This is a genomic window from Streptomyces antarcticus (assembly GCF_026627255.1).
GTDB classification, from domain to species: domain Bacteria; phylum Actinomycetota; class Actinomycetes; order Streptomycetales; family Streptomycetaceae; genus Streptomyces; species Streptomyces antarcticus.
In genome coordinates this window covers 147,316-171,632 of sequence record NZ_JAPNLM010000007.1, presented here as the reverse complement: position 1 = coordinate 171,632, position 24,317 = coordinate 147,316, and the positions used below count along the sequence as shown (strand labels likewise).

At 74.0% G+C, this 24,317-nt stretch carries 17 protein-coding genes; 3 read left to right on the top strand and 14 right to left on the bottom strand.

Annotated features, from left to right (window positions below; translation table 11 throughout):
* Window positions 1-113 precede the first annotated feature (113 nt).
* The 6 genes from OTB16_RS13525 to OTB16_RS13500 all read right to left on the bottom strand — a co-directional run bounded on the left by OTB16_RS13525 (window position 114) and on the right by OTB16_RS13500 (window position 13,663).
* Window positions 114-3,278, bottom strand: coding sequence for a condensation domain-containing protein (locus OTB16_RS13525; RefSeq protein WP_267720383.1), 3,165 nt, complete (start codon window positions 3,276-3,278; stop codon window positions 114-116).
* Window positions 3,268-5,232: a non-ribosomal peptide synthetase gene (locus OTB16_RS13520; RefSeq protein ID WP_267720382.1), complete on the bottom strand. Its 1,965-nt coding sequence runs from the start codon at window positions 5,230-5,232 to the stop codon at window positions 3,268-3,270. Before OTB16_RS13520 ends, OTB16_RS13525 begins: the two co-directional genes overlap by 11 nt.
* Before the next feature lies 1 nt (window position 5,233).
* A complete protein-coding gene (locus tag OTB16_RS13515) occupies window positions 5,234-7,264 on the bottom strand; it encodes a non-ribosomal peptide synthetase (RefSeq protein WP_267720381.1) in 2,031 nt (676 codons plus the stop codon).
* Window positions 7,264-10,443, bottom strand: a complete 3,180-nt coding sequence (locus tag OTB16_RS13510; RefSeq protein ID WP_267720380.1) for a non-ribosomal peptide synthetase — start codon at window positions 10,441-10,443, stop codon at window positions 7,264-7,266. Before OTB16_RS13510 ends, OTB16_RS13515 begins: the two co-directional genes overlap by 1 nt.
* A gap of 431 nt (window positions 10,444-10,874) precedes the next feature.
* Window positions 10,875-12,176 (bottom strand): condensation domain-containing protein, encoded by a 1,302-nt coding sequence (locus OTB16_RS13505; RefSeq protein WP_267720379.1) that lies wholly within the window; start codon window positions 12,174-12,176, stop codon window positions 10,875-10,877.
* Between the two features lie 137 nt (window positions 12,177-12,313).
* Complete coding sequence (locus tag OTB16_RS13500; protein WP_267720378.1) at window positions 12,314-13,663, bottom strand: MFS transporter; 1,350 nt, start codon at window positions 13,661-13,663, stop codon at window positions 12,314-12,316.
* An 834-nt stretch (window positions 13,664-14,497) separates the two neighbouring features.
* Here OTB16_RS13500 and OTB16_RS13495 point away from each other — a divergent pair.
* Window positions 14,498-15,637 carry a hypothetical protein gene (locus tag OTB16_RS13495; RefSeq protein ID WP_267720377.1) on the top strand — a complete coding sequence of 380 codons (1,140 nt, stop codon included), beginning with the start codon at window positions 14,498-14,500 and terminating at the stop codon, window positions 15,635-15,637.
* Window positions 15,638-16,042: 405 nt separating this feature from the next.
* Here the strand turns inward: OTB16_RS13495 and OTB16_RS13490 are convergent, their stop codons facing one another.
* The 4 genes from OTB16_RS13490 to lepB all read right to left on the bottom strand — a co-directional run bounded on the left by OTB16_RS13490 (window position 16,043) and on the right by lepB (window position 19,149).
* Entirely contained in the window at window positions 16,043-16,180 is a 138-nt protein-coding gene (locus OTB16_RS13490; RefSeq protein WP_267720376.1) for a hypothetical protein, read from the bottom strand.
* Complete coding sequence (locus OTB16_RS13485) at window positions 16,177-17,190, bottom strand: MerR family transcriptional regulator (RefSeq protein WP_267720375.1); 1,014 nt, start codon at window positions 17,188-17,190, stop codon at window positions 16,177-16,179. The genes OTB16_RS13490 and OTB16_RS13485 overlap by 4 nt, the downstream gene beginning before the upstream one ends.
* Before the next feature lie 4 nt (window positions 17,191-17,194).
* Window positions 17,195-17,866 carry a HEAT repeat domain-containing protein gene (locus OTB16_RS13480; protein ID WP_267720374.1) on the bottom strand — a complete coding sequence of 224 codons (672 nt, stop codon included), beginning with the start codon at window positions 17,864-17,866 and terminating at the stop codon, window positions 17,195-17,197.
* 608 nt (window positions 17,867-18,474) lie between these two features.
* On the bottom strand, window positions 18,475-19,149 hold the full coding sequence (gene lepB, locus OTB16_RS13475; protein ID WP_267720373.1) for a signal peptidase I: 675 nt from the start codon (window positions 19,147-19,149) through the stop codon (window positions 18,475-18,477).
* A 264-nt stretch (window positions 19,150-19,413) separates the two neighbouring features.
* Between lepB and OTB16_RS13470 the strand changes: the two genes are divergently transcribed.
* Window positions 19,414-20,214: a DeoR/GlpR family DNA-binding transcription regulator gene (locus OTB16_RS13470; RefSeq protein WP_267720372.1), complete on the top strand. Its 801-nt coding sequence runs from the start codon at window positions 19,414-19,416 to the stop codon at window positions 20,212-20,214.
* 220 nt (window positions 20,215-20,434) lie between these two features.
* The gene (locus tag OTB16_RS13465; RefSeq protein WP_267720371.1) at window positions 20,435-20,725 is read left to right on the top strand and encodes an SHOCT domain-containing protein; all 291 of its coding nucleotides are present in this window, start codon (window positions 20,435-20,437) and stop codon (window positions 20,723-20,725) included.
* A gap of 79 nt (window positions 20,726-20,804) precedes the next feature.
* On the opposite strand, the gene OTB16_RS13460 is transcribed toward OTB16_RS13465, so the two are convergent.
* The 4 genes from OTB16_RS13460 to OTB16_RS13445 form a co-directional block, all read right to left on the bottom strand.
* Window positions 20,805-21,488, bottom strand: coding sequence for a GAP family protein (locus OTB16_RS13460; protein ID WP_267720370.1), 684 nt, complete (start codon window positions 21,486-21,488; stop codon window positions 20,805-20,807).
* Window positions 21,489-21,490: 2 nt separating this feature from the next.
* Window positions 21,491-21,694, bottom strand: a complete 204-nt coding sequence (locus OTB16_RS13455; RefSeq protein WP_267720369.1) for a hypothetical protein — start codon at window positions 21,692-21,694, stop codon at window positions 21,491-21,493.
* A gap of 86 nt (window positions 21,695-21,780) precedes the next feature.
* A complete protein-coding gene (locus OTB16_RS13450; protein ID WP_267720368.1) occupies window positions 21,781-22,626 on the bottom strand; it encodes a class II glutamine amidotransferase in 846 nt (281 codons plus the stop codon).
* A gap of 232 nt (window positions 22,627-22,858) precedes the next feature.
* Entirely contained in the window at window positions 22,859-24,169 is a 1,311-nt protein-coding gene (locus tag OTB16_RS13445; protein ID WP_267720367.1) for a hypothetical protein, read from the bottom strand.
* Between the last annotated feature and the right edge of the window lie 148 nt (window positions 24,170-24,317).

Below are 24,317 nucleotides of genomic sequence, written 5' to 3'. Positions count from 1 at the left end.
GAGGGGCGGGCCGCGCGTCCGGGTCGCGACCGGGTGGCGGTGTGGCCGGCTGTGCCCGACTGTGCCCGGCTGTGCCCGGAGCCTTTTGTGGGGCTCCGGGCACAGTCTGCGGGTCAGCCGTTGCCGGGGGTCATGCCGGCGATCATCTCGGCCAGCACGGTCCTGCGGTCCTCCCCCGGCCGTGGCCGCAGGGGCCGGGCCAGTCGTGCGCTGTCGTAGTGCCAGCGGTGATCGAGGTCCCGGGGGGCCTCGTCGGTTTCGCGGGGGTCCGCGGTGGTGCCGAGCAGGTCCGTGAGGTCGTGTGCCAGGTCGCGCCAGGACACGTGTCCGCCGCACGCGTTGGCGACTCCGTGCACGGGGCGGTCCAGGCACTCGGCCACCGCGCGGGCCAAGGCGGCCGCGTGCACCCAGGCGGCTCCGTACCAGGCGTGACCGCCCGTACCGGGACACGGCAGTTCGATCGGCCGGCCCTGGCGGGCGGACTGGTAGAGCGTGCCGATGGCGCCCCAGCGCAGCTGTTCGCGCAGCCGGTCGTGCGCGCCCCAGACGATCGGGGACCGCACGGCGCTCGCGCCCCCGCGTCCCTCGGTGCCCGCGGCGCGCAGCAGCATGGCCTCGCAGTCGAGCTTGGCCCTCCCGTACGGGCTGACGGGCTCGTGCGGCGGCGCTTCCTCGGCGACCCGGTCCGTGTCGGGGTGCCCGTAGGCGTCGACGCTGCTGACGAAGACGAACGGTCCGCGCCGCCAGGCGTCGACCATCGTCTCCATGGCCGCGAGGTCCACATCGTGCCGGGTGAAGGTGCAGGCGGCGTGGACGACCGCGTCCGCCTGCGCGACGGCGTCCCGGAGTCCGGCCAGGTCGGTGAGGTCGCCCTCGATGACGTCGACGCCCTCGGCGGCGATCAGGTGGGCGGACTCGGGCCGGGCCAGCGCCAGCACGGGGCGGCCCCGCGCGGCCAGTTCGCGTACGACGAACGCGCCCACGCCGCCCGTCGCACCGGTGACCAGTACCGTGCCCGGGCGGACGTCCCGGGAGCGGGGGGCCGGCCTGCTCGCGGCCTTCGCGGCGCTCTGCCGTGCCGCCCGTTCGTGGAGGAGCGCGGTCAGCGCCCGGGGCGTACGGGCCTGGAGCACGTCGAGGCCCGTGAGCGGCAACCCGAGCTCCGTACGCAGCCGTTCGGCGAGCTGCACGGCCTTCAGGGAGTGGCCGCCGAGGGCGAAGAAGTCGTCGTCGGGCGACGGGAGGAGACCGAGCACGGCGGTGAAGCCCTCCGTGACCGCTTCGGCCCGGGGGCCGGACGGGGCGCCCGGCGTGGACGGTCCGGGCAGCCGGGCCCGGTCGAGCGGGCCGGTGGACGTGCGCGGCAGGGCGTCGAGCACCGTGACCGTGGCGGGTACGGCCTCGGGGTCGAGCGACCGGCGCAGCAGGCCCAGCAGTTCGTGACCGGACGGGCCGACGCTGTCGTGCAGGACCGCGTACGCGAGGAGCGGCCCCCGCGCCGGCTGGACCACTGTGGCGTCGGCGACCCGCGGGTGGGCCCGCAGGGCCCGCGCGGCCGGGTGCCGGTCGCCGTCCGGGTCGGCGCTGTCAGGGTCGGCGCCGTCCGGGTCGGCGCCGTCCGGGGCGCCGGGGTCCGGGGCGCCGGGGTCGGAGGCGCCAGGGTCCGAGGCACCAGGACCCGGGGCGTCCGAGTCCCGAGCTCCCGAGTTCCGAGCTCCCGAGTCCGGGCCGGGGAGGGGCAGTTCACCCAGGGTGAGTTCCGGGTCGGCGGCCGCCGCGTGGAGCAGGGCCGCGTAGTCCCGTACGGCTGCCTCCGCCACGGTGTCGTCCAGCGTGTTCGCGTCGTACTGGACGAGCGCCCGGGGCTGGGCGGCGTCGCCCAGCCCCAGCCCGTAGGACAGGGTGAACTTCGCGCCGTCGGACGGGACATCGACGTACTCGGCCGACGTGCCCGGCAGCCGGAGCACCGTCGGCTCACCGAGGACGTCGGCGGTGACGCGCACCAGCCCGGTGCCGTCGGCGCCGCGTGCCCCGGCGCCGAGGCGTTCGAGGACCAGGTCGAACGGGATCTGCCGGTGGCGCTGGGCTTCGAGGAGCGCGTCGCTGACGCGGCGCAGCAGTTGGGCGAAGGACGGCCCGCCGGAGACGTCGACCCGTACGGGCAGGGTGTTGACGCACAGGCCGACCAGGCCGCGCATCGCGCTGCCGCGGCGGTGGGTGCCCGCCACGCCGATGACGAGGTCGTCGTCGCCGGTGAGGCGGTGCAGCGCGGCGAAGGCCGCCGTGAGCGACACCGCGAAGAGCGTGGCACCCCGCTCCGCACCCAGCGCCCGCAGGGCGTCGGGCACGGTCGGTGCGAGGGGTACGGTGCGCACGGCCGCGGGCCGTACGGAGGTCTGCGCCGGCGCGGCCGCCGCCGGCCGGGGCAGGCGCGGCGGGGCGGCGTCGGCCAGCAGCTCGCTCCAGCGGTTCAGCTCCGCCTCGAAGCCGGGCAGGCCGCCGTGCTCGCGGCGCGCGTGGTCGGCGTACTGGGGCGGTGTGGCGAGTGCGGGGCGGTGTGTTCCGTCGACGGCCGCCGTGTAGAGGGCGGCGAGTTCGTCGGCCACGGTCTCCAGTGATCCGCCGTCCACCGCGATGTGGTGGAACGTCAGCAGCACGGTGTGGTCCTGCGGGCCGTGGCGCAGGACGAGCGCCCGTACGGCGTCGCCGGCCGCGAGGTCGAACGGCCGGGCCGTCTCGCGCCTCAGCAGCTCCCGCGCGTGCGCTTCGTCGGTGTCGACGACGTGGACGGGAACCGTCCGCGGCGTCGGGAGCACCTGCTGGCAGGGTTCGCCCCCGCGCTCCGCGTAGCGGGTGCGGAGAATGGTGTGCCGGGCCACCAGCGAGGTGAGGGCGGTGGCGAACGCGGCCGCGTCGAACGGGCCGCGCACCCGGGTGGCGAACGGTACGTGGTAGGAGTCCCCCGCGCCGCCGAGCCGCTCCATCAGCCACATGCGGCGCTGGGCGCGGGACAGCGGCACGCTTCCGCCCTGCGGGGCGGTGGCGCCGGGGTCCGTGGTGGCGTCGGGGTCGGCGGTGGCGTCGGGGTCGGCGGTGGCGTCGGGGTCGGCGGTCTCCTGCGGTGCGTGCCCGTCCAGGCCGGCGTCCGCCTCGGTGGCGGGCTCGGTGGCGGGCTCGGCCGGCGCGCGCCGGGCGGTTCCGGCGCGGGCGCGGCGCAGCAGTTCCCGCTGGAGCTGCTGACGGCGGTTGCGGGCCGCGGAGTCGGCGTCAGTGGGCATCGCTGCGCTCCGGGGTGTCGGGGTGGAGGTGGTCTGGGTGGAGGTCGGGATGGAGGTCGGGGTGGAGGTCGGGGTGGAGGTCGGGGTGGAGGTCGGGGTGGAGGTCGCTGTGGAGGTCGGGGTGGAGGTCGCTGTGGGCGGCCAGGAGGGCGCGTTCGACCAGCGCGGCCTGCGCGGCGACGGTCGGGGCGGCGAAGAAGTCGGCCAGGGCGAGTTCCACTCCGAGTTCCTCGCGCAGGTCGTCGGTGACGGCGAGGGCGAGGAGGGAATGGCCGCCGAGGGCGAGGAACTCGGCGTCGGCGCGGGTCACTTCGGTGCCCAGGGACAGGCTCCACACCTCGGCGACGGCCTGTTCGAGCGGGGTCATCGGCGCTGTCGGCCCGTCGGCGGACCGGTTCTCGCCGGCGTGGGCGCTTCCGGTGAGCGCGCGCCGGTCGACCTTCCCGGCCGGGGTGAGGGGAAGCCGCTCCAGTACGGTGACCGCGTCGGGCACCAGGTGGGCCGGCAGGACGCCGGTGAGCCGCTCCCGCAGCGCTCCCCCCGAGGGCACGGGACCGGGAGCGGCGACGACGAACGCGACGAGGGACGCCTCGGGGGTGCCGGCGCCGTCGACGGTGACGGCGGCGTCGTCCACGTCCGGCTGCTCGCGCAGCGCGTGTTCGACCTCGGCGGGTTCGATGCGGAAGCCGCGTACCTTCACCTGGTCGTCGTTGCGGCCGTGGAACCGGAGGATGCCGTCGGGCCGGAGGGAGACGATGTCGCCCGTACGGTAGAGCCGGCCGGCGGCGGGATCCTCGACGAACCGGTCGGCGGTGAGTTCGGGCAGGCCCACGTACCCGTGGGCGAGCCTGCTGCCGCCGATCCACAGTTCGCCCCGGTCGCCGTCGGCCACCGGGGCGCCGTCGGCGTCCAGGACGTGGGCCGTGGCCCCGGAGACGGGCCTGCCGATCGGTATCGGCGCCTCGAAGTCCCGCGCGGTGACCCGGTGGGCGGTGGCGAAGGTGGTCGTCTCGGTCGGGCCGTAGCCGTTGACGAGCTCCAGCCAGGGGAACGCGGTGAGCACCTCACGGGCCTGTGCGGCGGCCATCGCCTCGCCGCCGACGACCACCGAGCGGAGCTGGGCGAAGACCCGGGAGCGGCGCGCGGCGAGCTGGTGGAAGAGGGCCGTGGTGAAGAACGCCACCGTCACGCCGTGCCGCTCCACGTGCCGGGCCAGGTCCTCCAGGGAGGGCCGCTGCTCGGTGCACACGACGACGGCGGCCCCGTTGGCGAGCGCGACCCAGACTTCGAACGTCGAGGCGTCGAAGGTCATGGGCGAGTGGAACAGGACGCGGTCGCGGCCGGTGACGCTGACGTAGTCGGGTGCGGTGACCAGCTCGGCGATGGCACGGTGCGGCACCGCGACGCCCTTGGGGCGGCCGGTCGAACCGGAGGTGAACATGACGAACGCCGGACCGTCCGGGTCGGACCGGTCGACCGCCCGACCGCTCGTGAGCGGCTCCTCGGGCAGGGCGAGGACGGGGCCGGGGAGCGTGGCCGCGTCCAGCAGCTTCGCGTCGCCGACGGTGAGCGTGACCCCGGCGTCGGCGATCATCCCCTCCGTACGCGGCCGGGGCTGGGCGGGATCGAGCGGTACGCACACGGCTCCGGCCAGCCACAGCCCGAGCTGCGCCACGACCGTACGGGACGACCGTGCCGTCAGCAGTGCCACTCGGTCGCCGCGGTCCACCCCGTGGTCGCGCAGGCGGGCCGCGAGGGCGCGGCCGGCCTGGAGGAGGCGGCCGTAGGTGAGGGTGGTGTCGCCGTCCACGACCGCGAGGGCGTCCGGGGTGAGTTCGGCGTGCCGCGCGAGGAGTGCCGGCAGGGTGGCGGCAGCCCGGGCCGGCCGCGGGGCGGTGGCGTCGCCCGGCCACGGGGCGGTGGCGTCGGCGGGCTGCGGGGTGGTGGTTGTCATGTCAGGCTCCTTCCGGTCGCGGGGTTCGGCGTTGGTCGAGGAGGGCGGCGAACGCGCGCAGGTCGGTGCTGCGCAGCAGCTCGGGGGCGCGCAGGCGCACTCCGGTCTCGTGTTCGACGGTCGCCAGCAGCCGTGCGGCGACGAGGGAGGTGCCGCCGATGTCGGTGAAGCGGTCGCCGAGGCCGGTGCCGGGCCGGCCGATGAGGTCGCGCACGGTCGTCAGGACGAGCCGCTCGGTGGCGGTGGCGCCGGTGAGGTCGTCCGCGGCGCCGGTCCGGGGATCTTCGGAGACGGGGGCCGTGGCCTGGGCCGCGGCCTGGGCCTGGGCGGCCAGGGCGGCTCGGTCGACCTTGCCGTTGGCGTCGAGCGGGAAGCCGTCGACGATCCGTACGGCGGTGGGGACGGCCTGCTCGGGGAGCCAGGCACGGACCGCGTCGAGGAGGTCCCCGGCCGCGGGTTCGGCGCCCTCGGCGGGCCGTACGTGGGCGACGAGGCGGCCGAGGCCGGAGCTGTCGCGCAGCACGGTGACGACGGCACTGCGGACCCGGGGGTCCTGCTCGAACGCGGCTTCGACCTCGGCCGGTTCGATCCGTACCCCGCTGATCTTCACCTGGTCGTCGAGGCGGCCGAGGAAGTCCAGGCTGCCGTCGCTGTTCATCCGTACCCGGTCGCCGGTGCGGTAGAGGCGGTCGAGCGCGGGCGCGAGGAGTTCCCGCGGCGGCGGGGTGAACCTTCGTGCGGTGAGTTCGGGGTCGAGGTAGCCGAGCGCCAGGCAGTGGCCGCCGACGCGCAGTTCACCGTCCTGCCCGCGGGCGACTGGGGTGCCGTCGCCGTCCGTGACGACGAGGGTGACGCCCGGCAGCGCGGTGCCGATGGGCGGCGGGGCGGGGTCGCCGGCCCCGGGGTCGGTGGCGCGCATGGTGTGGGTGGTGGTGACGACGGTGGCTTCGGCGGGGCCGTAGGCGTTGTGGACGGTGGCGGTGACGTCGGTGCCGGGGCGGCGGCGCATGCGGTCGCCGCCGACGACGAGATGACGGAGCTTCAGGTCTTGCGGCCACGGTCGGTCCAGGAGCGGTTCGACGGTGGGGGTGGCCGCCACGACGTGGGTGAGGGCGGTGTCGCGCCACCAGTCGGTGAGCACGTGCGAGTCCCAGCGGGTGTCGTCCGGGGCCGGGACGAGGGCGGCGCCGGAGGTCAGGCCGGCCCACAGCTCCAGCAGGTGCGGGTCGAACGCGACACCGATCAGCAGGGACTGGCGGTCGCCCGGTGCGAGGCCGGTGGCGGCCCGGTACCAGTCGAGGGCGACGGAGAGCGAGGCCTCGGCCACGGCGACCGCCTTGGGGCGGCCGGTGGAACCGGAGGTGAGGACGGCGTACAGGGCGCCCTCGGGCGCGCGCCGGGTGCCGCGGCCGGAGCCGGAACCGGAGCCCGAGCCGGAGCCGGAGCCGGTGAAGGCCGCCACCGCGGCGGCGGGGGCGTTGACACCGCCGGTGGGCAGCGGCAGCGGGACGTGTTCCCCGGCGCGGTGTTCCTCGGGCAGCACACCCAGGTCGCCGATGAGGCAGGCGACGTCGAGGTCCTCGGTGACGGCCCGGGTCCGGCGTTCGCCGGGGCGGGGGCCGAGCGGCAGGTAGACGGCGCCGATCCGGGCGAGCGCGACGGCGGTCACCACCAGCGCGGTGGACCGGTCGAGGCAGACGCCGACCAGGTCACCGGGGCGTACCCGGTCGCCCAGGGCGGCGGCGACCCGTACGGCCGCCGCGTCGAGGTCCTGGTACGTCCAGATCCGGGTGCCGTCGATGACGGCCGGGGCCTGCGGGTCACGCCGGACATGGTCCTCGAAGCGGGCGACCACACGGGTCGGTTCGGCGGCGGGGCCGTGGGCGACGCTCAGCGCGGTGCCGGTGGCGATGGCGGGGCCGGTGCCGGTCACGAGGCCCGTGCCGGTGGCTACCGGCACAGCGGGCACGACCGGCGCGACGGGCGTGGCGGGTGTGGTCGGGGTCACGGGAAGGGGCGGGGGCTGGGTCATCACGACTCCGTGGAAAGGGGGGTGGTGGTGGCGAGGGCCTCGGCCTGGTCGGCGAGCACGGGGTTGCGGAAGAGCACCCGCAGCGGCGGGCGCGTGCCCAGCCGGGGCTCCAGCCAGGCGGCCAGCTCGGCGGCCAGCAGGGAATGGCCCCCGCTGTGGAAGAAGTGGGAGCGGACGTCGAACCGGCTGTGGCCCAGGACCTCGCGCCAGCCTTCCGCGAGCAGCGCCGTCATCGGATCGTCGGACCCGACGACGGCAGCGGCGGCCGCCTCGGCACCGCCTCCGGCACCGGGACCGGCACCGGCCTCGGCCGTCACGGCGACGTCGGGGTCGAGCTCCGCCGCTCGGCGGGACAGTGCCGTACGGTCGGGCTTGCCTCCGGCGAGGGTCGGCATGGTGTCCAGCCGCGCCCACCGGGCGGGCACGAGGGGGCCGGGCAGGCGGCGGCTCAGCTCGGCGTGCAGCGCCTTCGCGTCGAAGGCCGTACCGTCGGCGCCGTCTTCGAGGAAGCCGACGAGCCGGGGCCCGCCGGGGGTCTCCCGGTCCAGTACGACGGCACAGGACCGGCCGCCCAGCACCGCGGACGCCGCCGCCTCGATCTCCTCCAGCTCGATGCGGTGACCGCGCAGCTTGACCTGGTTGTCGCGCCGCCCGAGGAAGTACAGCAGGCCGTCCAGGCCGCGGTAGCCGAGGTCGCCGGTGAGGTAGACGCGCTGCCCGTCGAGGGCGTCGACGGTGACGAACCGGGCGGCCGTCGTCTCCGCGTTGCCGGCGTAGCCCTCGGCGAGACCGGGCCCGGCGACGGCGAGTTCACCGACCGCGCCGGACGGCAGCGGGCGGTGGTGGGCGTCCAGGACGTGGACCCGCTCGCCGGGGAGCTCGGTGCCCAGGGGGATCTCGGCGCCCTCGGCGAGGGCGTCGCGGGAGACCTCGTGGACGGTCGAGCTGATGGCCGCCTCCGTGACGCCGTACACGTTGAGCACGGTGGCGTCGGTGTCGGCGAGGACGCCGCGCAGTGCCTCCACGGGCAGGCGCTCGCCGCCGAGGACCAGGAGCCTGGGCGCCCAGCTCTCGTCCCGCAGGGCGGGGCGCAGGTCCTCGCGGGTGGCGAGGAAGTAGCTGGTGGGCAGGTTGGCGACGGTGACCCGGGCGGATGCGAGCAGTTCGGTGAGCTCCGCGCCCGTGGGCACCTCGTACTCGGGCAGGACCAGGCAGGCACCGGCGTGCAGCGTCGGCAGGACCTCCTCGAGCGCCACGTCGAAGGAGGGCTGGGCGAACATCAGGACGCGGTCCGAGGTGGTGAGGCCGAAGCGGTCGGCGACCGCCGTCAGATGGTGCGCCAGCGCCGCGGGGCCGACGGCGACCGGCTTCGGCGTACCGGTGGAGCCGGAGGTGTGGATGACGTACGCGGTCCCGGGGAGTTCGGCGGCCCCGTGCGCGGCGGGCAGGACCGGGGCGTCGATCCGGGCGGTCGGCAGTGCTTCCGGCAGGGCCGGGGTGCCGTCGCCGGTGAGGACCAGCGCCGGGGCGAGGCGTTCCAGCAGCAGTGCGAGCCGGGCCGGCGGGTCAGCCGGGGAGAGCGGGCAGTAGACGGCGCCGGTCCGCAGGCACGCGAGCAGGGCGACGACCGAGTCGGTCCCCCGGGGCAGGACCACGGCCACCGGCCGGCCGGGCGTCACACCGGCGGCGCGCAGGCGCTCGGCGAGCGAGCCGACGCGGTCGTCGAGTTCGCCGTACGTGAGCCGGCGCGCACCGCACAGCAGGGCGGGCAGTGACGGGTGGTGCGCGGCCACGGGATCCAGCGGATCGCGGCCGGCCGGTACGGGTACGGGCTCGGCGGCCGCCTCCACGGCGGTCGGTGCAAGGTCGGCCAGCGGGGTCTCGGGGCCGTCGAGATAGGCGCGCAGCAGGTCCAGGAAGCGGCCGGAGAGCAGCCGGGCCACGTCCTCGCCGAAGAGGTCGACGTCGTAGTCCCAGACCAGGGTCATGCCGGGCGAGCCGTGGCGCGGGGTGACGCCGCGCCGGTCGTCCGGGAGGAGCACCACGTCGAGGTCGAAGCGGGTGGTGCCGGTGTTGAAGCCCTCGAAGAGGGTGATGTCGAGGCCGGGTACGTCGATCTCGGGCAGCGGTGCGTCGTGGGCGCTGAACATGACGGAGAAGAGCGGGTTGTCGGCGCCGGAGGTGTGCATGCCGAGCGCCCGGGTCAGTTCCTGGACCGGCACGTCCTGGTGCGGCAGGGCGCGGATGAGGGTGTCGGTGACCTCGTCCATGGCGTCCTGGGCGGGGGCGGCGCCGTCGAGGGCGAGCGGCAGCGGGATGGTGTTGACGAACATGCCCACGGCGTCCTCGTAGCCGAGGGGGCGGTTGCCGACGGCGGTGCCGATGACCATCCGGGAGCGGCCGCTGTGCCGGCGCAGGAGTTCCGCGAACAGCCCGAGGAGCGTGGCGAAAGGGGTGAGGCCGCGGGAACGGGCGTGCCCGCGCAGGCGTTCGGCGAGGTCGGCGCCGATCGTCTGGCGCAGCTGGCCGCCGTGGTGCCTGCGGCGGGCACCGGGCCGGGTGAGGCCGGGCAGCGGCAGGTCGTGCTGCTGGTCGCGCAGCGCGGCCCGCCAGAAGTCGAGCGACGCGGGGGCGTACGCCGTCCCGGCCTGAGCCCGGACGTGGTCCGCGTACGACGAGGGGGCCTCGAGCTCCAGGGTCTCGCCGAGGACGTGGGCGCGGTACACGCGGAAGACGTCGTCGAGCAGGATCGCGAAGGAGTGCCCGTCGTGGATCAGGTGGTGCTCGACGTGGACCAGCCGGTGGTGGCACTCGGCCAGCCGTACGAGCGTCCAGCGGATCAGCGGTGCCTCGAAGGTGTCGAGCGGCGTCTCGGCCTCGGTGCGCAGGAGCCGGGCGAACGCCGCCTCGGGGTCCGCCTCCGTGCCGAGGTCGATCGTGCGCAGCCGCGGCGAGCACCGCGGAGCGACCCGCTGGCCCGGTACGGAGCCCGCGGAGGCGACGAGTTCGAGCCGCAGTCCGGGGTGGCGGGCCAGCGTGGCGTCGAGCCCCCGGCGCAGCGCCTCGGTGTCGAGGGTGCCCCACAGGTCCAGTGAGGCGGTGAAGTTGTAGGCGCGACTGCCGGGCTGCATCTGTTCGTGCAGCCAGACGATCTCCTGCGAGGAGGAGAGGGGAAGCATGGGCGATCCCTGGGGTTGTCGGGTCGGTGTCCGGTGCCGGTCACGGTCGTGTCCGGCGGTCGTACGGGCGGCCTCGCGGGTCGCGCGGTGCCGCTTTCTGCGTGGGGATGCCGTGGGGGAAGCTCTGGGTACGTCCGCGGGCGGCGCGGGACGCGGGGCGGGACTGTGTGGTGCAGCGTGGCGTGGCGTGGTGCCGGGCGGCGCGGGGCTCGGGTGGGCGCCGGGCCCCGTGGTGCCGGGCGGCGTGGGTGCGCCGCGGTGGCCTCGGGCCGGGTACGCGCCGGGGGCGCTGCGGTGGCACCGGGTGCCGGAGGGGGACGTCGGGGGCGGGCGAATGGCACGGAGTCACCACGGAGGCAGCACGGAGGCAGCACCGGCGTGCCGCGGGAGGGACGCGCGCGTCGGCGGCACGCGGGCGTCCGGCGGCGGGCTCACCCCACGGTGGGCTCCGGGGGCCGCAGGGCGTGGGTGAGCGCGCGGGTGAGCGCGTCGAACGCCCGGTGCGCGGTCTCGTCGTCGAGCACCGCCCGGTCCCACACCATCCGCAGGCGGATCTCCGCTCCCTGAGTGACGGAGACGGCGAAGGGCCCGCGGACCGGTCTGCCGTCGACGTGGACCTCCCGTCCCTCGACACCGGCCAGCCTGAGGGGCGGGCGGCGACTGTCGTCGTCCACGGTGAGCAGGCCGTCGAGGCCCCCGGTCCAGCCCGAGCCGGAGGCGCGGACGGCGGCCACGACCGCGTCGAACGGTACGTCGGCCCGGTCGAGGTCGTCCCACCATCCGTCGGCCGTCGCCTCGGGGCCGGCTCCCGGGCCGGTGTCGGCCGGGAAGACGAGGGTGTTGAGGAAGCAGCCGACGACCGGCTCCGCTCCCGCGGGACGGCCGCCCCACGGGTAGCCGAGCGGGACCGCGCGGTCCGGACCGTACAGTTCGCGGGCCGCGGAGCGGCAGGCGTCGAGCAGTCCGGGGAAGGACACGCCGCCGTCGTGCGCGGGCAGCCGGGCCTGCGCGGCGCCGCTGGGCGGCGCGCCCCCGGGGACGCGTTCCGGACGGGGCGGCGGAGCGTGCGCGTGCAGCGCGCGCAGCCGGTCCGCCCAGTACGCGGCCGCACCGGCCGTCTCCGCCCGTTCCTCGGCGGCGAGTTGGCGCAGGACCGCGTCCCGGTAGGCGGCGAGTTCGGCCTCCGTCTCCCCCGGTGCCACCCGGGCGCCGGTGGCCTCCTCGGCGTAGGCGGCGCCGAGCTCGTCGACGATCCGAGCCAGCGAACGGCCGTCGCAGACGGCGTGGTCCAGGACGACGGCGAGGATGTCCTCACCGCGCGCCTCATCGCGTACGAGGAAGAGCCGCAAGGGGGGTCCCTGCGCATCCCACGAGGCCAGCGCGCGACGGAGCGCGTCGGCAGGGGTCTCACCCGGCACGAGGGTCGGCCGGGTCACGCCGACGTCGGGATCGCCGACGCTCAGCACGGGGGTGCCGCGGACGACGGCGGGCCGCGAGCGCAGGGCGGTGTGCCGTGCGGCGAGCCTGCGGGCCGCCGCGCGCAGGCGTTCGGGGTCGATGGTTCCGGACGGGAAGGCGAAGCACATCGGCACCAGGTCGGGGCGTCCCGCCGGGTCCAGCGAGCGCACCAGCGCGAAGCGGCGCTGTGCTCCGGTGACCGGCAGCAGGGCGTCGGACCTGTCGCCGGCGAGGCGCCGGTAGCGGGCCAGGTACTGACTCGTGATGCTGGGCACGTGGTCCTCTTCGTCGTGACCGCGGTCGCGGTAGCGGTCGTGGCCGCCGTCGCGGTCGCGGTAGCGCGGATCGGTGGGCGGCGGTCGGGGGCGGTCGGGGGCGGTGCCCCCGACCCGCCGACATGGCCGTACGGCGGTCAGCCGGTGGGTGCGGGGGCCGGCCGTTCCTCGCCGTCGGCGGAGGCCTTCTCCAGCGGTGTCCCCCGGTCGGCGCCGGCGCTGCCGTCGTCGTCCTGCGGACCGGGGAGGTCCCGCATCCGGCGCAGCGGGGAGAGGAGCAGCGGCAGCGGTACGGCGAGGATGCCGACGGCGCACCAGGCGAGTGCCGTACGCGACCCGTAGGACTGGGCGAGGGCTCCGCCGAGGAGCGCGCCGAGCGGCAAGGTGCCCCACATGAGGAAGCGCAGGGTGGCGTTCATCCGGCCGAGCAGCCGTGGCGGGCACAACCCCTGGCGGAAGCTGACCTGGGCGACGTTGTAGACGACGGCGCCGAAGGAGACGACTCCCGATCCGGCGGCGAAGACGACCGCGCCGGTGACACCGTGCCCGGACAGGGGCCACAGCAGCGCGAACGGGCCGGTCACGAGGACGGACAGGAGGATGACCCGCGCCTGCCCGAGCCGGGCGGCGAGGCGGCCGGCGCACACGGCGCCGAGCAGCCCGCCCACGGCCGACGCGGACAGCACCAGCCCGAGGCCGCCGGCCTCCAGTCCGACGACGCGGACGAGGTGCACGGTCTGCGTCGCCATGAGGACGGCCGTGGAGAAGTTGGCGAGGCCGGTGGTGACGGCGATGACGCGGAGCAGCGGGTGGCCGAAGACGAAGCGGACGCCCTCGCCGATCTCCTTGCGCAGGGAGCCTCCGGCGGCGACGGGCGCCGGTGTTCCCTCTGCCTGCTTGATGCGGGAGAGGAAGAGGGCGGAGAGCAGGTAGCCGACGGCGTCGACGATGACCGCGAAGTGCGCTCCGACGAGCTGGACCAGTCCGCCGCCGACACCGGGGCCGGTCACCTGGGCGGAGGAACGGACCGTCTCCAGTGCGCCGTTGCCCGCCACCAGTTGCTCACGGGGCACGATCTGCGGCAGGTAGCTCTGATGGGCGACGTCGAAGAACACGGTCGCCACGCCGGTCACGAGCGCGACGACGTAGAGCTGGGCCATGGTCAGGGCATCGGCGAGGGCGGCGGCCGGGATGCTCGCCATGGCCACGGCGCGCACCAGGTCCGCGCGGATCATCAGGGGCCGCTTGCGCATGCGGTCGGTGAGCGCCCCGGCGGGCAGTCCGACGAGCAGGAAGGCGGCGGTCTCCGCGGCCGTCAGGAGGCCCACCTGGAAGGCAGGAGCGTCGAGTTCGAGGACGGCCACGAGGGGCAGCGCCACCAGGGTGACCTGGGCACCGAGCTGTCCGGTGGCAGCTCCCGCGAGTAACAGTCGGAAGTCGCGCAAGCGCATGGGGCCACCGGCGGCGGCTCGGGATGTGTCGGACATGTGAACGACATTCACCGACTCACCGAGCAAGAGTCAAAGCAAACCTGTCAGTTTCGGACTTATTTTGCGGCAGTGCGGACACGAACCAGGAAATCTTTCGCACTACCCGGGGTGCGACCGCGTGAACTCCTGCCCCTTGCGCACGCGGTGCGGGACGGTCGGAGCAAGCGGGGTGGGGGATGAGGGGAGGGGCCGGGCGACGCTCCTTACCCTGAGTAATCGTTTCGATCCTGACCGAAAAGGCTCATCCGTGATCATGTCTTTACGGAAGCCCCCTGTTCCGTCCGCTATGAACACCGCATGTCCCGGCGCGTGCGCACCGGAGCCACGCACCGGAGCCGCGCACCGGACCGGTCAGCGGACCCGGTAGCGGGAGCGGGCTCGGCGCATCTGGACGACGGTGTCGCGCGCCCGCCCGGTCTGGACCCCTTGCATGCATGGCCTCGAGGGGGCGCGGGTCAAGCTGGCGCAGGCCGCGTCGACAATGCCGCGCTGCATCCGGACGGCGCCCAGGAGGCCGAGGGGGCAAGTTCCTGGTGGCCCTCACCCGTGCCCCCCGGTTCCTCACCGCCGAGACCGTGCTGACGTACGAGGAGGACGGCCCCCACGGCCCGGGCTACTACGTCCCGGGCACGCCCAGCTGACCGCGGCGAAGGCGATCACGACGGAAGTCGACGAGACGGCACCAGCCGCATGATGGCGCGTTAGGGTGCAGTTCGACGGGACATCCGTCGACCAGATGTGCTGGTCGCCGAGTCACCGTGTTGAGACGTCAGCGGGGTTGTCCGGACCGGGCAACCTGGCTATGCGCTGAGCCGCTTGGGGGAACTCACCATGACCAAAGCTCCAACTGACGCTGCCGAGGCCACCGAAGCCGACATTGACATCGACATCGACGATGCCGATCGTCAGGCTGTCGAGCACGAGCGGGCCGAGCTGAAGGACTTCGTCGCGGGGCTGAGCGCGGACGACATCAAGTCGGGCGGCTGGTTCACCAAACTCAGCGCCCAGGCCATGAGCTCCTACACCGCCAAGGTCAACTGGCAGTTCTTCCAGGACCGGTATGCGGGCGTGCCCGCGGATGCCATCGTCGACCAGCGGATCAAGATGGCGGCCCGGTACGCCGCGCTCGAAGGCGGGCTCTCCGCCGGGGCCTACTCGGCGGCCGTCGTCGCCACTCTCGGAAGCCTTGGCGGTGCCTCACCGGCGACTGTCCCGGCCGCCCTCGCGACCGTCATGGTCGATGTCGTGTTCATCACCCGGCTCCAGCTCCGCCTGGCCTACGACATCGCAGTCCTCTATCGGGTCCCGCTCGACCTGTCCGACCCCGAGGACATGTGGAAGCTCATCCGAGTGGCCTTCACGATCAAGAGCGGGGAAGTGGTGCGGGAAGGCGTGGTCAAGGCGGTCCCGTTCGTCATGCGACCGGTGATCAAACGCTTCTACTCCGGCGCGGCGCTGACCGCCGCGAAGGGGCTCCCCTTCGTCGGCAAGTTCCTCCTGCAGCGCAACATCATCAAGATCGGCATCCCCGTGGTCGGCGTTCCCCTCGCGGTGGTGATGAACCGCTACACCACGCTGCTCGCAGGGCGGCACGCGCGAGCCGTCTTCCGGAACGAGGCACGGGTGATCGAACTCGCCGAGGGGCTGAGCGAGCGGAGTCGGCACCCGCAGTTGATGCTGTGGGTCGCGTGGCTCGTCATCAAGGCGGACGGCAAGATGGCGGACGATGAGGCGCTGCTGATGCGGCACCTGGTGAGGCTGGTCCGGGACAAGCACCAGGTGATCGATGAGCAGCTCGCCCACCTCGTCGACATCGACCCCGCCGACGTGTGGCGACGCCTGGACAGCGAGCCGGGGGATCTGAGCGACATACTCGACGCGGCCAACCGGGTGGGTGCTGTGGACGGCCCCGTCAACGCGCTCGAGAAGGCCGTCATCTCCGAGCTTCGAGATCGCTGCCACCGAGTCTGACCCGACCGTGCGCCACCCCCACCCCCCAACCCCCCAGCCTTACCCGATGGGCCGCGAAAGCCCGCGCAGGCGCTTCGGTTACGTGACCGGATGTTCCTCGGCTCGTGAGACCCGCTTCGACCGTAGCCACTTGTGATGCGCAGCATGGTGGCGTCGGCGTGGGGGGTGTCGGTGCCGCACAGGCTGGCGCCGTCGATGGCGGGGACGCCGGGTCCGAACATGGCCGCGGCACGCGTGGCATCGGGTGCCGGGGCTGTCTCGTGCGGTGGCACTACTGACTTACAGGCGCGGGGAGTTCGCCAGCAAGGGGGCGGCCAAGGGCTGCCAATGGGCGCCGAAGAGGAGGAGATGGCCGTCGCGCAGGGCGGGGTCGCCGAGCCCGGGCACTCAGCCGGACCTCACCGTCTACCGTCCCCGTGCGCTGCTCGGCTTCGGCATGCCGCGGTCCCGGCGGGGCGAGCCCGCGCGGGCCGCGGTGGAAAGCCCGCGGGCGGAGGCCCGGGCGACGTCCCCGGTCACCGCGACCGCCTGCTCGGTGTTCACGTCCGCCGTTCTCCTTCGCGTAGCCGAAGGAGGTACGTCGCGGTCAGCGCGACGGCGCGGTCCCCGTCGTGCGACAGCTCCACGAGGGCACGCGACGCCTTGCTCCCCGGGACATCGGCCAGCGCCTGAGTCAGGCGCCCGCGTGCGGGCGCGTCGCCGGTGTCGTGGGCGAGGCGGTCGATGAGGCCGGCCGCGATCCGGTCCGCCATCGCGGTGTCGCTCGCCAGCACGCTCAGCGCGTCGGCCGCGTCGACGTCGTTCCTCCCCCTCACGATCATGTCGATGAGCGTCGGGACCGCCTCCGCCGCTCCACGCGTCCCCAGTGCGAGAGCCGCATACCCGCGGACCGCGACGTCGGGGCTCTCGAGGGCCTGCCGCAGCTGCGCGGTGGCCTCGGCGCCGGGCATCTCGGCGAGGGACCGAACGGCGCTTTCCCGCACCTCCGGCACCGGAGAGCCCAGGCCGTCGGCCAGCAGGGCGGTGACGCCATCCCCCGATCGCGCGAGCGCCCATCGGAGGGCTCCGGCGACGTGCGGGTCCGTCTCGGTCAGTGCCGCCTCGACCAGGGCCTCCACCGGCACCGGAACCTCGTCGACCGAGGAGAGGGCCGCGCGCTGCCGGGCGCCGGCGTTCTTCGAGCCCAGTGCCTGGAGGAGCGCGACGACCTGGAGGACGTCCGCCCAGCCGGCGGGATCCGCGGCATCGATCCGGCGCAGCCGCGTGAGCAGTTCGGTCTCGGCCGCGATGCGTTCGCGGGCTTCGCGAATGAGGTCGCCGACGAGCGCCGCGGGCGTGAAGCCGGGGTCGTCGAGCGCGCGCCCGATCGCGCGCAGCGACAGCCCCAGCGACCGCAGGCTCTCGATGTGGAAGATCCGCCGGATGTCCTCCTCGGAGTACTCCCGGTATCCCGAGCCGGTACGGCCGCAGGGCCGTACCAGGCCGAGGGACTCGTAGTGCCGGAGCATGCGCGCACTGACCCCGGACCGTCGCGCCACCTCACCGATCAACACGCCCTCATCCTCCCTCTCGGCCGGACCCGCCGAGGGCCACGACGCGCTTCGCCTCCTCGATCGCGAACTCGAATCCGGTGTCCGGGTCGCTCAACAGCCGTTGGGTGGCGAGCGCGTGTGCGCGCACGACCGGGTCGGGGACCGTCGTGGCCGCGTGCAGAGCCGGCACGGTCGCTTCGCCCAGTGCGACCAGTGCCCGGCTGAGACTCAGCTGCGTCTCCCGTTCGCCGCGCCCGAGTTGCGTCGCCAGCACCGTGGCCAGGGCGGACTCCTCTCCTTCCGGAACGAGCACGACCGCTACGCGCCAGGCGCTCCGCGCCACCTCGTCGTCGGCGTCGGACAGCAGCTTCCGGGTGATCGCCGGCCATGCCTCCCGACTCCCGATCTTGGACAGCGTGTGCAGCGCCTGGCTCCGGGCCTGCGCACGCTCCGAGCCGACTTCGCGGACCAGCGCGGGGAGCGTGAGGGACACCGGGTGGCGGGTGAGCGCCCAGGTCAGCATGTCGCGGACGAAGAACTCGGGCTCGATCGCGCTCCGCTCGATGAGCTTGTCGACGAAGCGCGGGTCAGGAGTCGTGCCGACCGCCAGCGCGGCCTTCAGGCGCACGGACGAACGGTCGTCCTCCAGCGCCCCGAGCGCTCGTGTGGCGTCTTCGTCCTGTTTCGTGATCGTCATGGAGACCACCTCCTCGAGAAGCAGTGAAGACCCTGTCACCGTGTCAAGGTCAACCGGCCGGCGCCCAGGGCGGACCGGCACCCGGGCGATCCGACCGCCCGGGACGGCCCGGCCACCCGGCCCGGCGGCAGCGCAGTCCGGCGCGCCGATCAGGCCGCCCATCGGATCAGCGATCGGGGCGGCGATCGGGGCAGCAGACGGAACTCCTTTGCTGTACAACGGCGTTGTGCCCACGCCCCGGGGAACACCTGCCGAACCCGCAGGAGGAGCACATGGACGTGACCCGCGCCGGGGCGAGCTGGCCGTGTCGGTCCGCTTGGACGACGGCCATTCCGACGGCTTCCCGGTCGGCCACATCGTGCCTTCCGGCTCCACCTGGGTCGTCTACGCCCGGATGCCGCACGGCGACACCTTCAGGAACCGGGAGTTCCTGGGAGCGCGGACCTTCGAAGGGGCGCCGGAGATCGTTCTGTCCTGCGCCCGGTACGACGGACCTCGTCCGCAACGCGGAGCGCTCCGGCCGTACCGAGAGGACCTACAGCGCGGTCGTGGGCGCGGAGCGGGCGGACTGGCTCGCCGAACACACGGAACGGAGCGACCGGCGTCCGCTACGGCCGGTCGATGTGGACGGCGCCCCAGACGGGCCCCGTAGGCACGGGCTTGCGTCGCCGCACCACCAGTGCGGCGATCCCCAGCCCGATGCCCACCGGCAGGAGGCACACCCCTGCGAGCATCGCCGCGCCGAGGGCCAGCTGTTCCGGGCCCTCCTGGTCCTCCTCGACGCCGGTCACGGCCGATACCGGCAGCGTGCCCCCGTCGCCGTCGGAGTGGAAGCGGGAGTCCGCGGAGTTGCCGCGGTTGTCACCCAGGATGAAGACCCGGCCCCGCGGCACCGCGACGTCGAAGGCCATTCCGCCGTCTCCGGGGGCGTCCTTCACGTACGGCTCGTCGAGCGGCTGTCCGTTGAGGGTCAGGGCTTCGTCCCCCATCGCGTACGAGACACGGTCGCCCCCCACGGCCACCACGCGTCCGAGGAACGGGCCCTCCAGCCCCCACGTGCCGGGGTCGTAGGTCACCACGTCACCGCGCCGGACCTCGGACGGATCCTTGCGCAGGACGATGAGGTCTCCCATGACGAGGGTGGGCAGCATGTTGTCGCTGGCCTGGTGCGTCGCGGTGAACCGGCTCAGCATGACCGCGACCGGTCCGCCGATCAGTACGAAGCCCAGCACCAGCAGGACGATCGCCCACGTGCCCCTCCTGCGCCCAGGCCTGCGTTCCATGACTCCGTAACCCCTCCCACCAGTGCGAATGCCCAGAGACTACGGTCTGGCCGAAACCACACGGCAGCCGGGCCGGAACGCGCGACCGGAGGGGCCACCGCCCGACGGGGTGGCTTCCCCTGCCATGCGCTGCGCGGTGGCGCCGCGCGGTGTGGCGTTACGATCGACTTCGCGCATGCCCTTCGGGGGACGGCGAGCGGCCGCGCGGCAGTTCGCCCTCCGGTGCGCGTACCGGGGGTCAAGGGCACGGAGGGGAAGCGGCGCATGTCCAAGCAGGCACGGTGGAGCAAGCTGCTGGAACTGCTCGCGGTCGACGGCAAGCTGGAGGTGGAGGAGGCGGCCGCCTCGGTCGCGGTGTCACCGGCCACCATCCGACGCGATCTCGACGAGCTGGCCGAGCAGAAGCTGCTCGTCCGCACGCGGGGCGGGGCGATCGGGCACGGCGTGTCCTACGAGCTGCCGCTCCGCTACAAGTCCTCGCGCCAGGTCTCCGAGAAGCAGCGCATCGCGAGCGCCGTGGCGGACCTCCTGGGCGAGGGGGACGTCGTCGGCCTCAACGGGGGCACCACCACCACCGAGGTGGCCCGCGCGCTGGTGCTCCGGGCGGGCGGCGGGACCGCCGATCGGGGGGAGGGGCCCTCCGGGCCGAGCTACACGGTCGTCACGAACGCCCTGAACATCGCCGGTGAGCTGGCGGTACGCCCGCAGTTCAAGATCGTGGTGACCGGCGGGGTGGCGCGTCCCCAGACCTATGAGCTGGTCGGCCCGCTGGCGGTAGGCGTGCTGAACCAGGTGGTGCTCGACGTCGCGGTGCTCGGTGTGGACGGTGTGGACCCTCAACTGGGCGTCATGACGCACCACGAGGACGAGGCCGGCATCAGCCGGCTCTTCGCCGAGCGCGCCCGGAAGGTGGTCCTCGCGACGGACTCGTCCAAGATGGGCCGGCGCGCCTTCGCCAGGATCTGCGGCCTGGACCGGATCGACATGCTCGTCACGGACTCCGGCCTCGACCCCGACATGGCGGCACGGTTCACCGAGGCGGGCATCGAGGTCGTCACCGTCTGACGCGCCCGTACCGTCTGACGCCCCCGCACCGGTCCCACGTGCCCGCACCGGTCCCTCGTGCCCGTACCGTCCGACCCGCTCGTTCCCACCGATCTGACCGGCCGCGGCCCCCGGGGGCTCCCGAAGGGCGCGAAGCCACCCCGCGGTGCCATGCTGGAAGGAGCGCCGGGGCCGTCAGCCGGACAGTCCGGCCTGCGCCCGGTCGGTGAGGAGAAGTGACATGCCCGGTCTTCTTCGAGGAGTGGCACGCACCGCGGTCGTCGCGGGTACGGCGACGGCGGTATCCAACCGGGTCTCCCGGCGCCAAGGGGGACGGTGGGCCGCCCAGGAATCCCAGGGCTACGAGCAGCAGCAGGCCGCGCCCGCCCCTCCCCCGGCGCCCGCGCAGCCGCCCGCCGGCGACATGAGCGACCGGATCGCTCAGCTCAAGGAGCTCGGGGCGTTGAAGGAGCAGGGAATCCTGACCGAGGCGGAGTTCGCCGAACAGAAGAGCCGGATCCTCGGCTCCTGAACTTCGGCTCCTGGTCCTCGGCCGTCGAACTAAGGCTCTTGAACTACGGCTCTTGAACTACGGCCCCTGAGCGGGCGGTTCACCCCGTGAGCTGGTAGAGGCTCCTGCCGACGAGCCACAGGCCGAGGACCAGACAGGTGACCACGATCGCCGGTTCCTTGTGGCGTTCGAGCCATGCGCGCAGGCTCGTCAGGGCGGACTGGGCCCTGACCGGCGCGAACACCATGTACAGCTCCATGGCCAGCAGGCTGGAGGTGGCCAGGAGGCAGAACGCGGCCAGCGCCACGAAGGACGCGCCGTGGGAGAGGTCGGCCTGCACGACGGTGGCGGCAGCGGCGCCGACCATCCCCCAGGGCTGCAGGAGCACGGCGAGGGCGGCCGAGGACCATCCGGTGGCGTCGTCCATGCGGGAGGACTGCGCCGCACCGGAGGCCTCGGGCCGCGGCTGCCCGGCGGGGCCCGCGGCCGTGTCGTCGCGGCGGCGCCCACGGCGTCTGCGCTCGCTGTAGACGATCAGGCTCACGCCGATGACCAGGGTGGCGACGAGAGCCGCGAGTGAGGGCGGGGAGCGGGGCGGGGGCGGGGAACCGCCGGTCAGGAACAGGACGACGGCGATGACGGTCACCAGGCAGGCCAGCCAGGCCAGGATGAAGGCCAGCCCGTTGCGCACCCCGCGGGGAGCGGCGACGACCAGGACGAAGGCCATGATCGGCAGGGGAAAGAGGGTGACGGCCAGGGCGATGAGGAGCAGGTCGAGCACCATGGTCACACCCCGCGCCCGTACCGCGTCGGGGCCGGCGGGAAGGTGGCCGCGCACGCCTCGGTCGCCACGCTCGCCTCGCTCGCCTCGAACGCCCGGGTCGCCGCGGTGGCCGGGGTGGCCGCCGCGCGACGGCGAAAGCGACGGCGACGGCGGGAGCGGGAGCGGGCGGGCGACGGGACGGCGTACTCGTCAGGTCTCGCGTCCATGGTCTGCGCCTTCCCGGCGGGTGCCCCGGCGGCCGCCCCTCGGGAGCGGGAGCGGAAGCGGGAGGGTGCGGGTGCGGCCGTGCGCGTCAGCCGCCGGATGACGCCGGTTCCGGAGTGAAGGGATACAGCTCGTCTGCCCCTGGCTGTACGACGCCGTAGCTGCTCTCCGGGACCTCGTTCCAGGCACCGGGCAGGTCGCCGAGGGGTTCGGAGACGACGAGGCGGGTCTCATCGGAGATGTCCCGCAGGAACGCGACATCGGGGTGCAGTCTGCGCAGCGCGTCCACGCGGCTGCTGTAGAACAGCGACCGGGAGGTGTGCCCGCTGGAGTACCGGAAGGCCCACAGGCTTTCGCCGTCGGTGATGGCGAGCGTCATCTGGAGGGGGAATTCCACACCGTGGTCCCGCCCGGCGCGCTCCACCACTCCCGCCATCCGGGCCACGGCGGTCGGCGGGTCCTGCTCCAGGCCGAAGGTCAGGGCGAGGAAGAACATCACCTCGGAGTCGGTGGTTCCCCCGATGTCGGCGTACAGGGCCGGGTCGACGAGCAGGGTGAGGTCACGGCGCATCAGGTGGAAGCCGGTGATGGCGCCGTTGTGCATGAACATCCACCGGCCGTGCCGGAAGGGGTGACAGTTCGACTGCTGCACCGCCGTGCCCGTCGACGCCCGGATGTGGGCGAAGAACAGCGGCGACCGGACGTGGTCGGCCATCTCCCGCAGGTTGCGGTTGTTCCAGGCGGGCCCGATGTCCCTGAGGAGGGCGGGGGTTTCGTTGTCCTCCGAATACCACCCCACGCCGAACCCGTCACCGTTCGTGGTCTCCACGCCGAGCTTGGAGTGCAAACTCTGGTCGATGAGGGAGTGGGCGGGTTTGTACAGGATCGTGTCGAGCAGCATGGGCGTTCCCGAATAGGCGAGCCATCTGCACATGTGCGATCACCTGTGTTCCCACTGCCGGCCATCTGCCACCTGCTATCGGCTACCGGCCAATTCGCGCGACCGGCTGCTGCCGTCCACGGCAACTCATTCTCCCGGGCCCCCAGGATGATCGCCACGCGGGCGGCGACCGGTCAGGGTTCAGGTGCTGACCGCGGTCACCGTCCGCGTGGGCCGCGGGCACCGTCCACGTGGGCCGCGGGCACCGTCCTCGTCGGGCCCGCTGTCACCGGGTGTGCGGCTCCCGTCCCGCCGGGCGCTCCGGCCTCGTAGTGACCCGGCCGTCGGCCGCCAGAAGCGCCAGTACGGCGAGCACGGCGAGGAGGATGAGGACCAGCAGCAGCACCGTGAGCACCGTGGGGTGGTTCCACAGGGCGAACACGAGGGCGAGGAAGAGCAGCGCTCCCATGGTGATCCAGCGCCGGTGGGCCTGCACCCACGTGCCGACCCGGCCGGTGTGCACGCCGTGGGAGGCGCCCCAGCCGGCAGCGGAGTCCGCGGTGCGCTCGGCCTTGGCTCGCATCCCGCGCGGCAGTCGGCCGGCGCCGGACAGGTAGGCGCCGATGGCCACCACGACCCCGAGGACCATCGCGGTGCGGATGCTGACCTTCAGGAACCGCACGAGCGTGTCGAAGACCGCCGCTGCGGCGGCCGGTGACTGGACCTGCTCCGGAAGGTGGTCGAGGTAGTAGCGGCGGGCGACGGCCAGGCCGATGGCGAGGATCAGACAGGCGGCGGCCGCGCACAGCATGGTGGTGACCAGCGCCCGGCGCCGGCGCCGTGCGAGCAGGACCCCGATGGCGCCGAGGATCACCGTGAGGACGGGCAGCCAGTTTCCGACGACGTCGAGGAGGTGGACCGCGCCTCTGATCTTCGCCAGCTTGTCGGACTGGAAGAGCACCATCTGCTTGTTGACCTCGGGGATCTTCTCGGCAGGGGCGAGCCCCGCCTTCACGAGGTCCTGCTTGACGGTCTCCACGGCGGTCCCGACGTCAAGGGTCACGGTGCCGCCCTCGACTCCCACCGCGCCCCGGCCCTGACCGGTCAGCGCGTGCACCACCGCGGAGTGAGCGGCGCGGTTGGCGGTGGTCCAGACCTTCTCGAACCGGTCGCTCTCCACGAAGCGGGTCGCCACCTTGGACACGGCCGCGTCGGCGGCCGAGTCCAGCTGCGGCCCCAACGCCTTGACCGCCGTGCCGACGCGGGCCGGCAGCCCCTGCGATTCGAGCCACGCGGCGAGGTCGGACGTGACCTGGGCGCCGTCGACCCGGACATCGGCCGCCTCGGTGATGCGGTGAACGGCCGCCGCTTCGATCGCCGGGTCGGACGCCAGAGGAGAGACGGTGGACACGTACCGGTTGGTGTCCAGCACAATGTCGTGCACCCATACCGTGAGGAGCGAGAGCGGTACGAGGATGCAGGTGAGCGTGATCAGCACCGCCGAAACGACGCTCTTCACGACCCGCCGGGGACGTGGTCCGTCCGCCCGAACCGGTGCGGGCGCCGCGGCGGCGGGCGGCTCGGGCGGCTCAGTCATGATTCTCCCTCGGGACGGCCGGGGCGAAAGACCGGCTCCCGGCCATTGCACACGCGGCGCCGCAGGTCCGCGCGTTGGGTTACGCCCCCTGTGGGAGGCACCGCGCGGCGCGACCCGCGGGCCGACGCCTCGGCCGGCAGCGGCCGCA

What these genes read in the sequence shown, in the direction of transcription:
- OTB16_RS13455 (WP_267720369.1), bottom strand. Translation starts at nt 21,694, where the DNA reads ATGGACGCGAGACCTGACGAGTACGCCGTCCCGTCGCCCGCCCGCTCC.
- OTB16_RS13495 (WP_267720377.1), top strand. Translation starts at nt 14,498, where the DNA reads ATGACCAAAGCTCCAACTGACGCTGCCGAGGCCACCGAAGCCGACATT.
- OTB16_RS13450 (WP_267720368.1), bottom strand. Translation starts at nt 22,626, where the DNA reads ATGTGCAGATGGCTCGCCTATTCGGGAACGCCCATGCTGCTCGACACG.
- OTB16_RS13525 (WP_267720383.1), bottom strand. Translation starts at nt 3,278, where the DNA reads ATGCCCACTGACGCCGACTCCGCGGCCCGCAACCGCCGTCAGCAGCTC.
- OTB16_RS13445 (WP_267720367.1), bottom strand. Translation starts at nt 24,169, where the DNA reads ATGACTGAGCCGCCCGAGCCGCCCGCCGCCGCGGCGCCCGCACCGGTT.
- OTB16_RS13500 (WP_267720378.1), bottom strand. Translation starts at nt 13,663, where the DNA reads ATGTCCGACACATCCCGAGCCGCCGCCGGTGGCCCCATGCGCTTGCGC.
- OTB16_RS13460 (WP_267720370.1), bottom strand. Translation starts at nt 21,488, where the DNA reads ATGGTGCTCGACCTGCTCCTCATCGCCCTGGCCGTCACCCTCTTTCCC.
- OTB16_RS13510 (WP_267720380.1), bottom strand. Translation starts at nt 10,443, where the DNA reads ATGCTTCCCCTCTCCTCCTCGCAGGAGATCGTCTGGCTGCACGAACAG.
- OTB16_RS13480 (WP_267720374.1), bottom strand. Translation starts at nt 17,866, where the DNA reads ATGACGATCACGAAACAGGACGAAGACGCCACACGAGCGCTCGGGGCG.
- OTB16_RS13470 (WP_267720372.1), top strand. Translation starts at nt 19,414, where the DNA reads ATGTCCAAGCAGGCACGGTGGAGCAAGCTGCTGGAACTGCTCGCGGTC.
- OTB16_RS13465 (WP_267720371.1), top strand. Translation starts at nt 20,435, where the DNA reads ATGCCCGGTCTTCTTCGAGGAGTGGCACGCACCGCGGTCGTCGCGGGT.
- OTB16_RS13520 (WP_267720382.1), bottom strand. Translation starts at nt 5,232, where the DNA reads ATGACAACCACCACCCCGCAGCCCGCCGACGCCACCGCCCCGTGGCCG.
- lepB (WP_267720373.1), bottom strand. Translation starts at nt 19,149, where the DNA reads ATGGAACGCAGGCCTGGGCGCAGGAGGGGCACGTGGGCGATCGTCCTG.
- OTB16_RS13515 (WP_267720381.1), bottom strand. Translation starts at nt 7,264, where the DNA reads ATGACCCAGCCCCCGCCCCTTCCCGTGACCCCGACCACACCCGCCACG.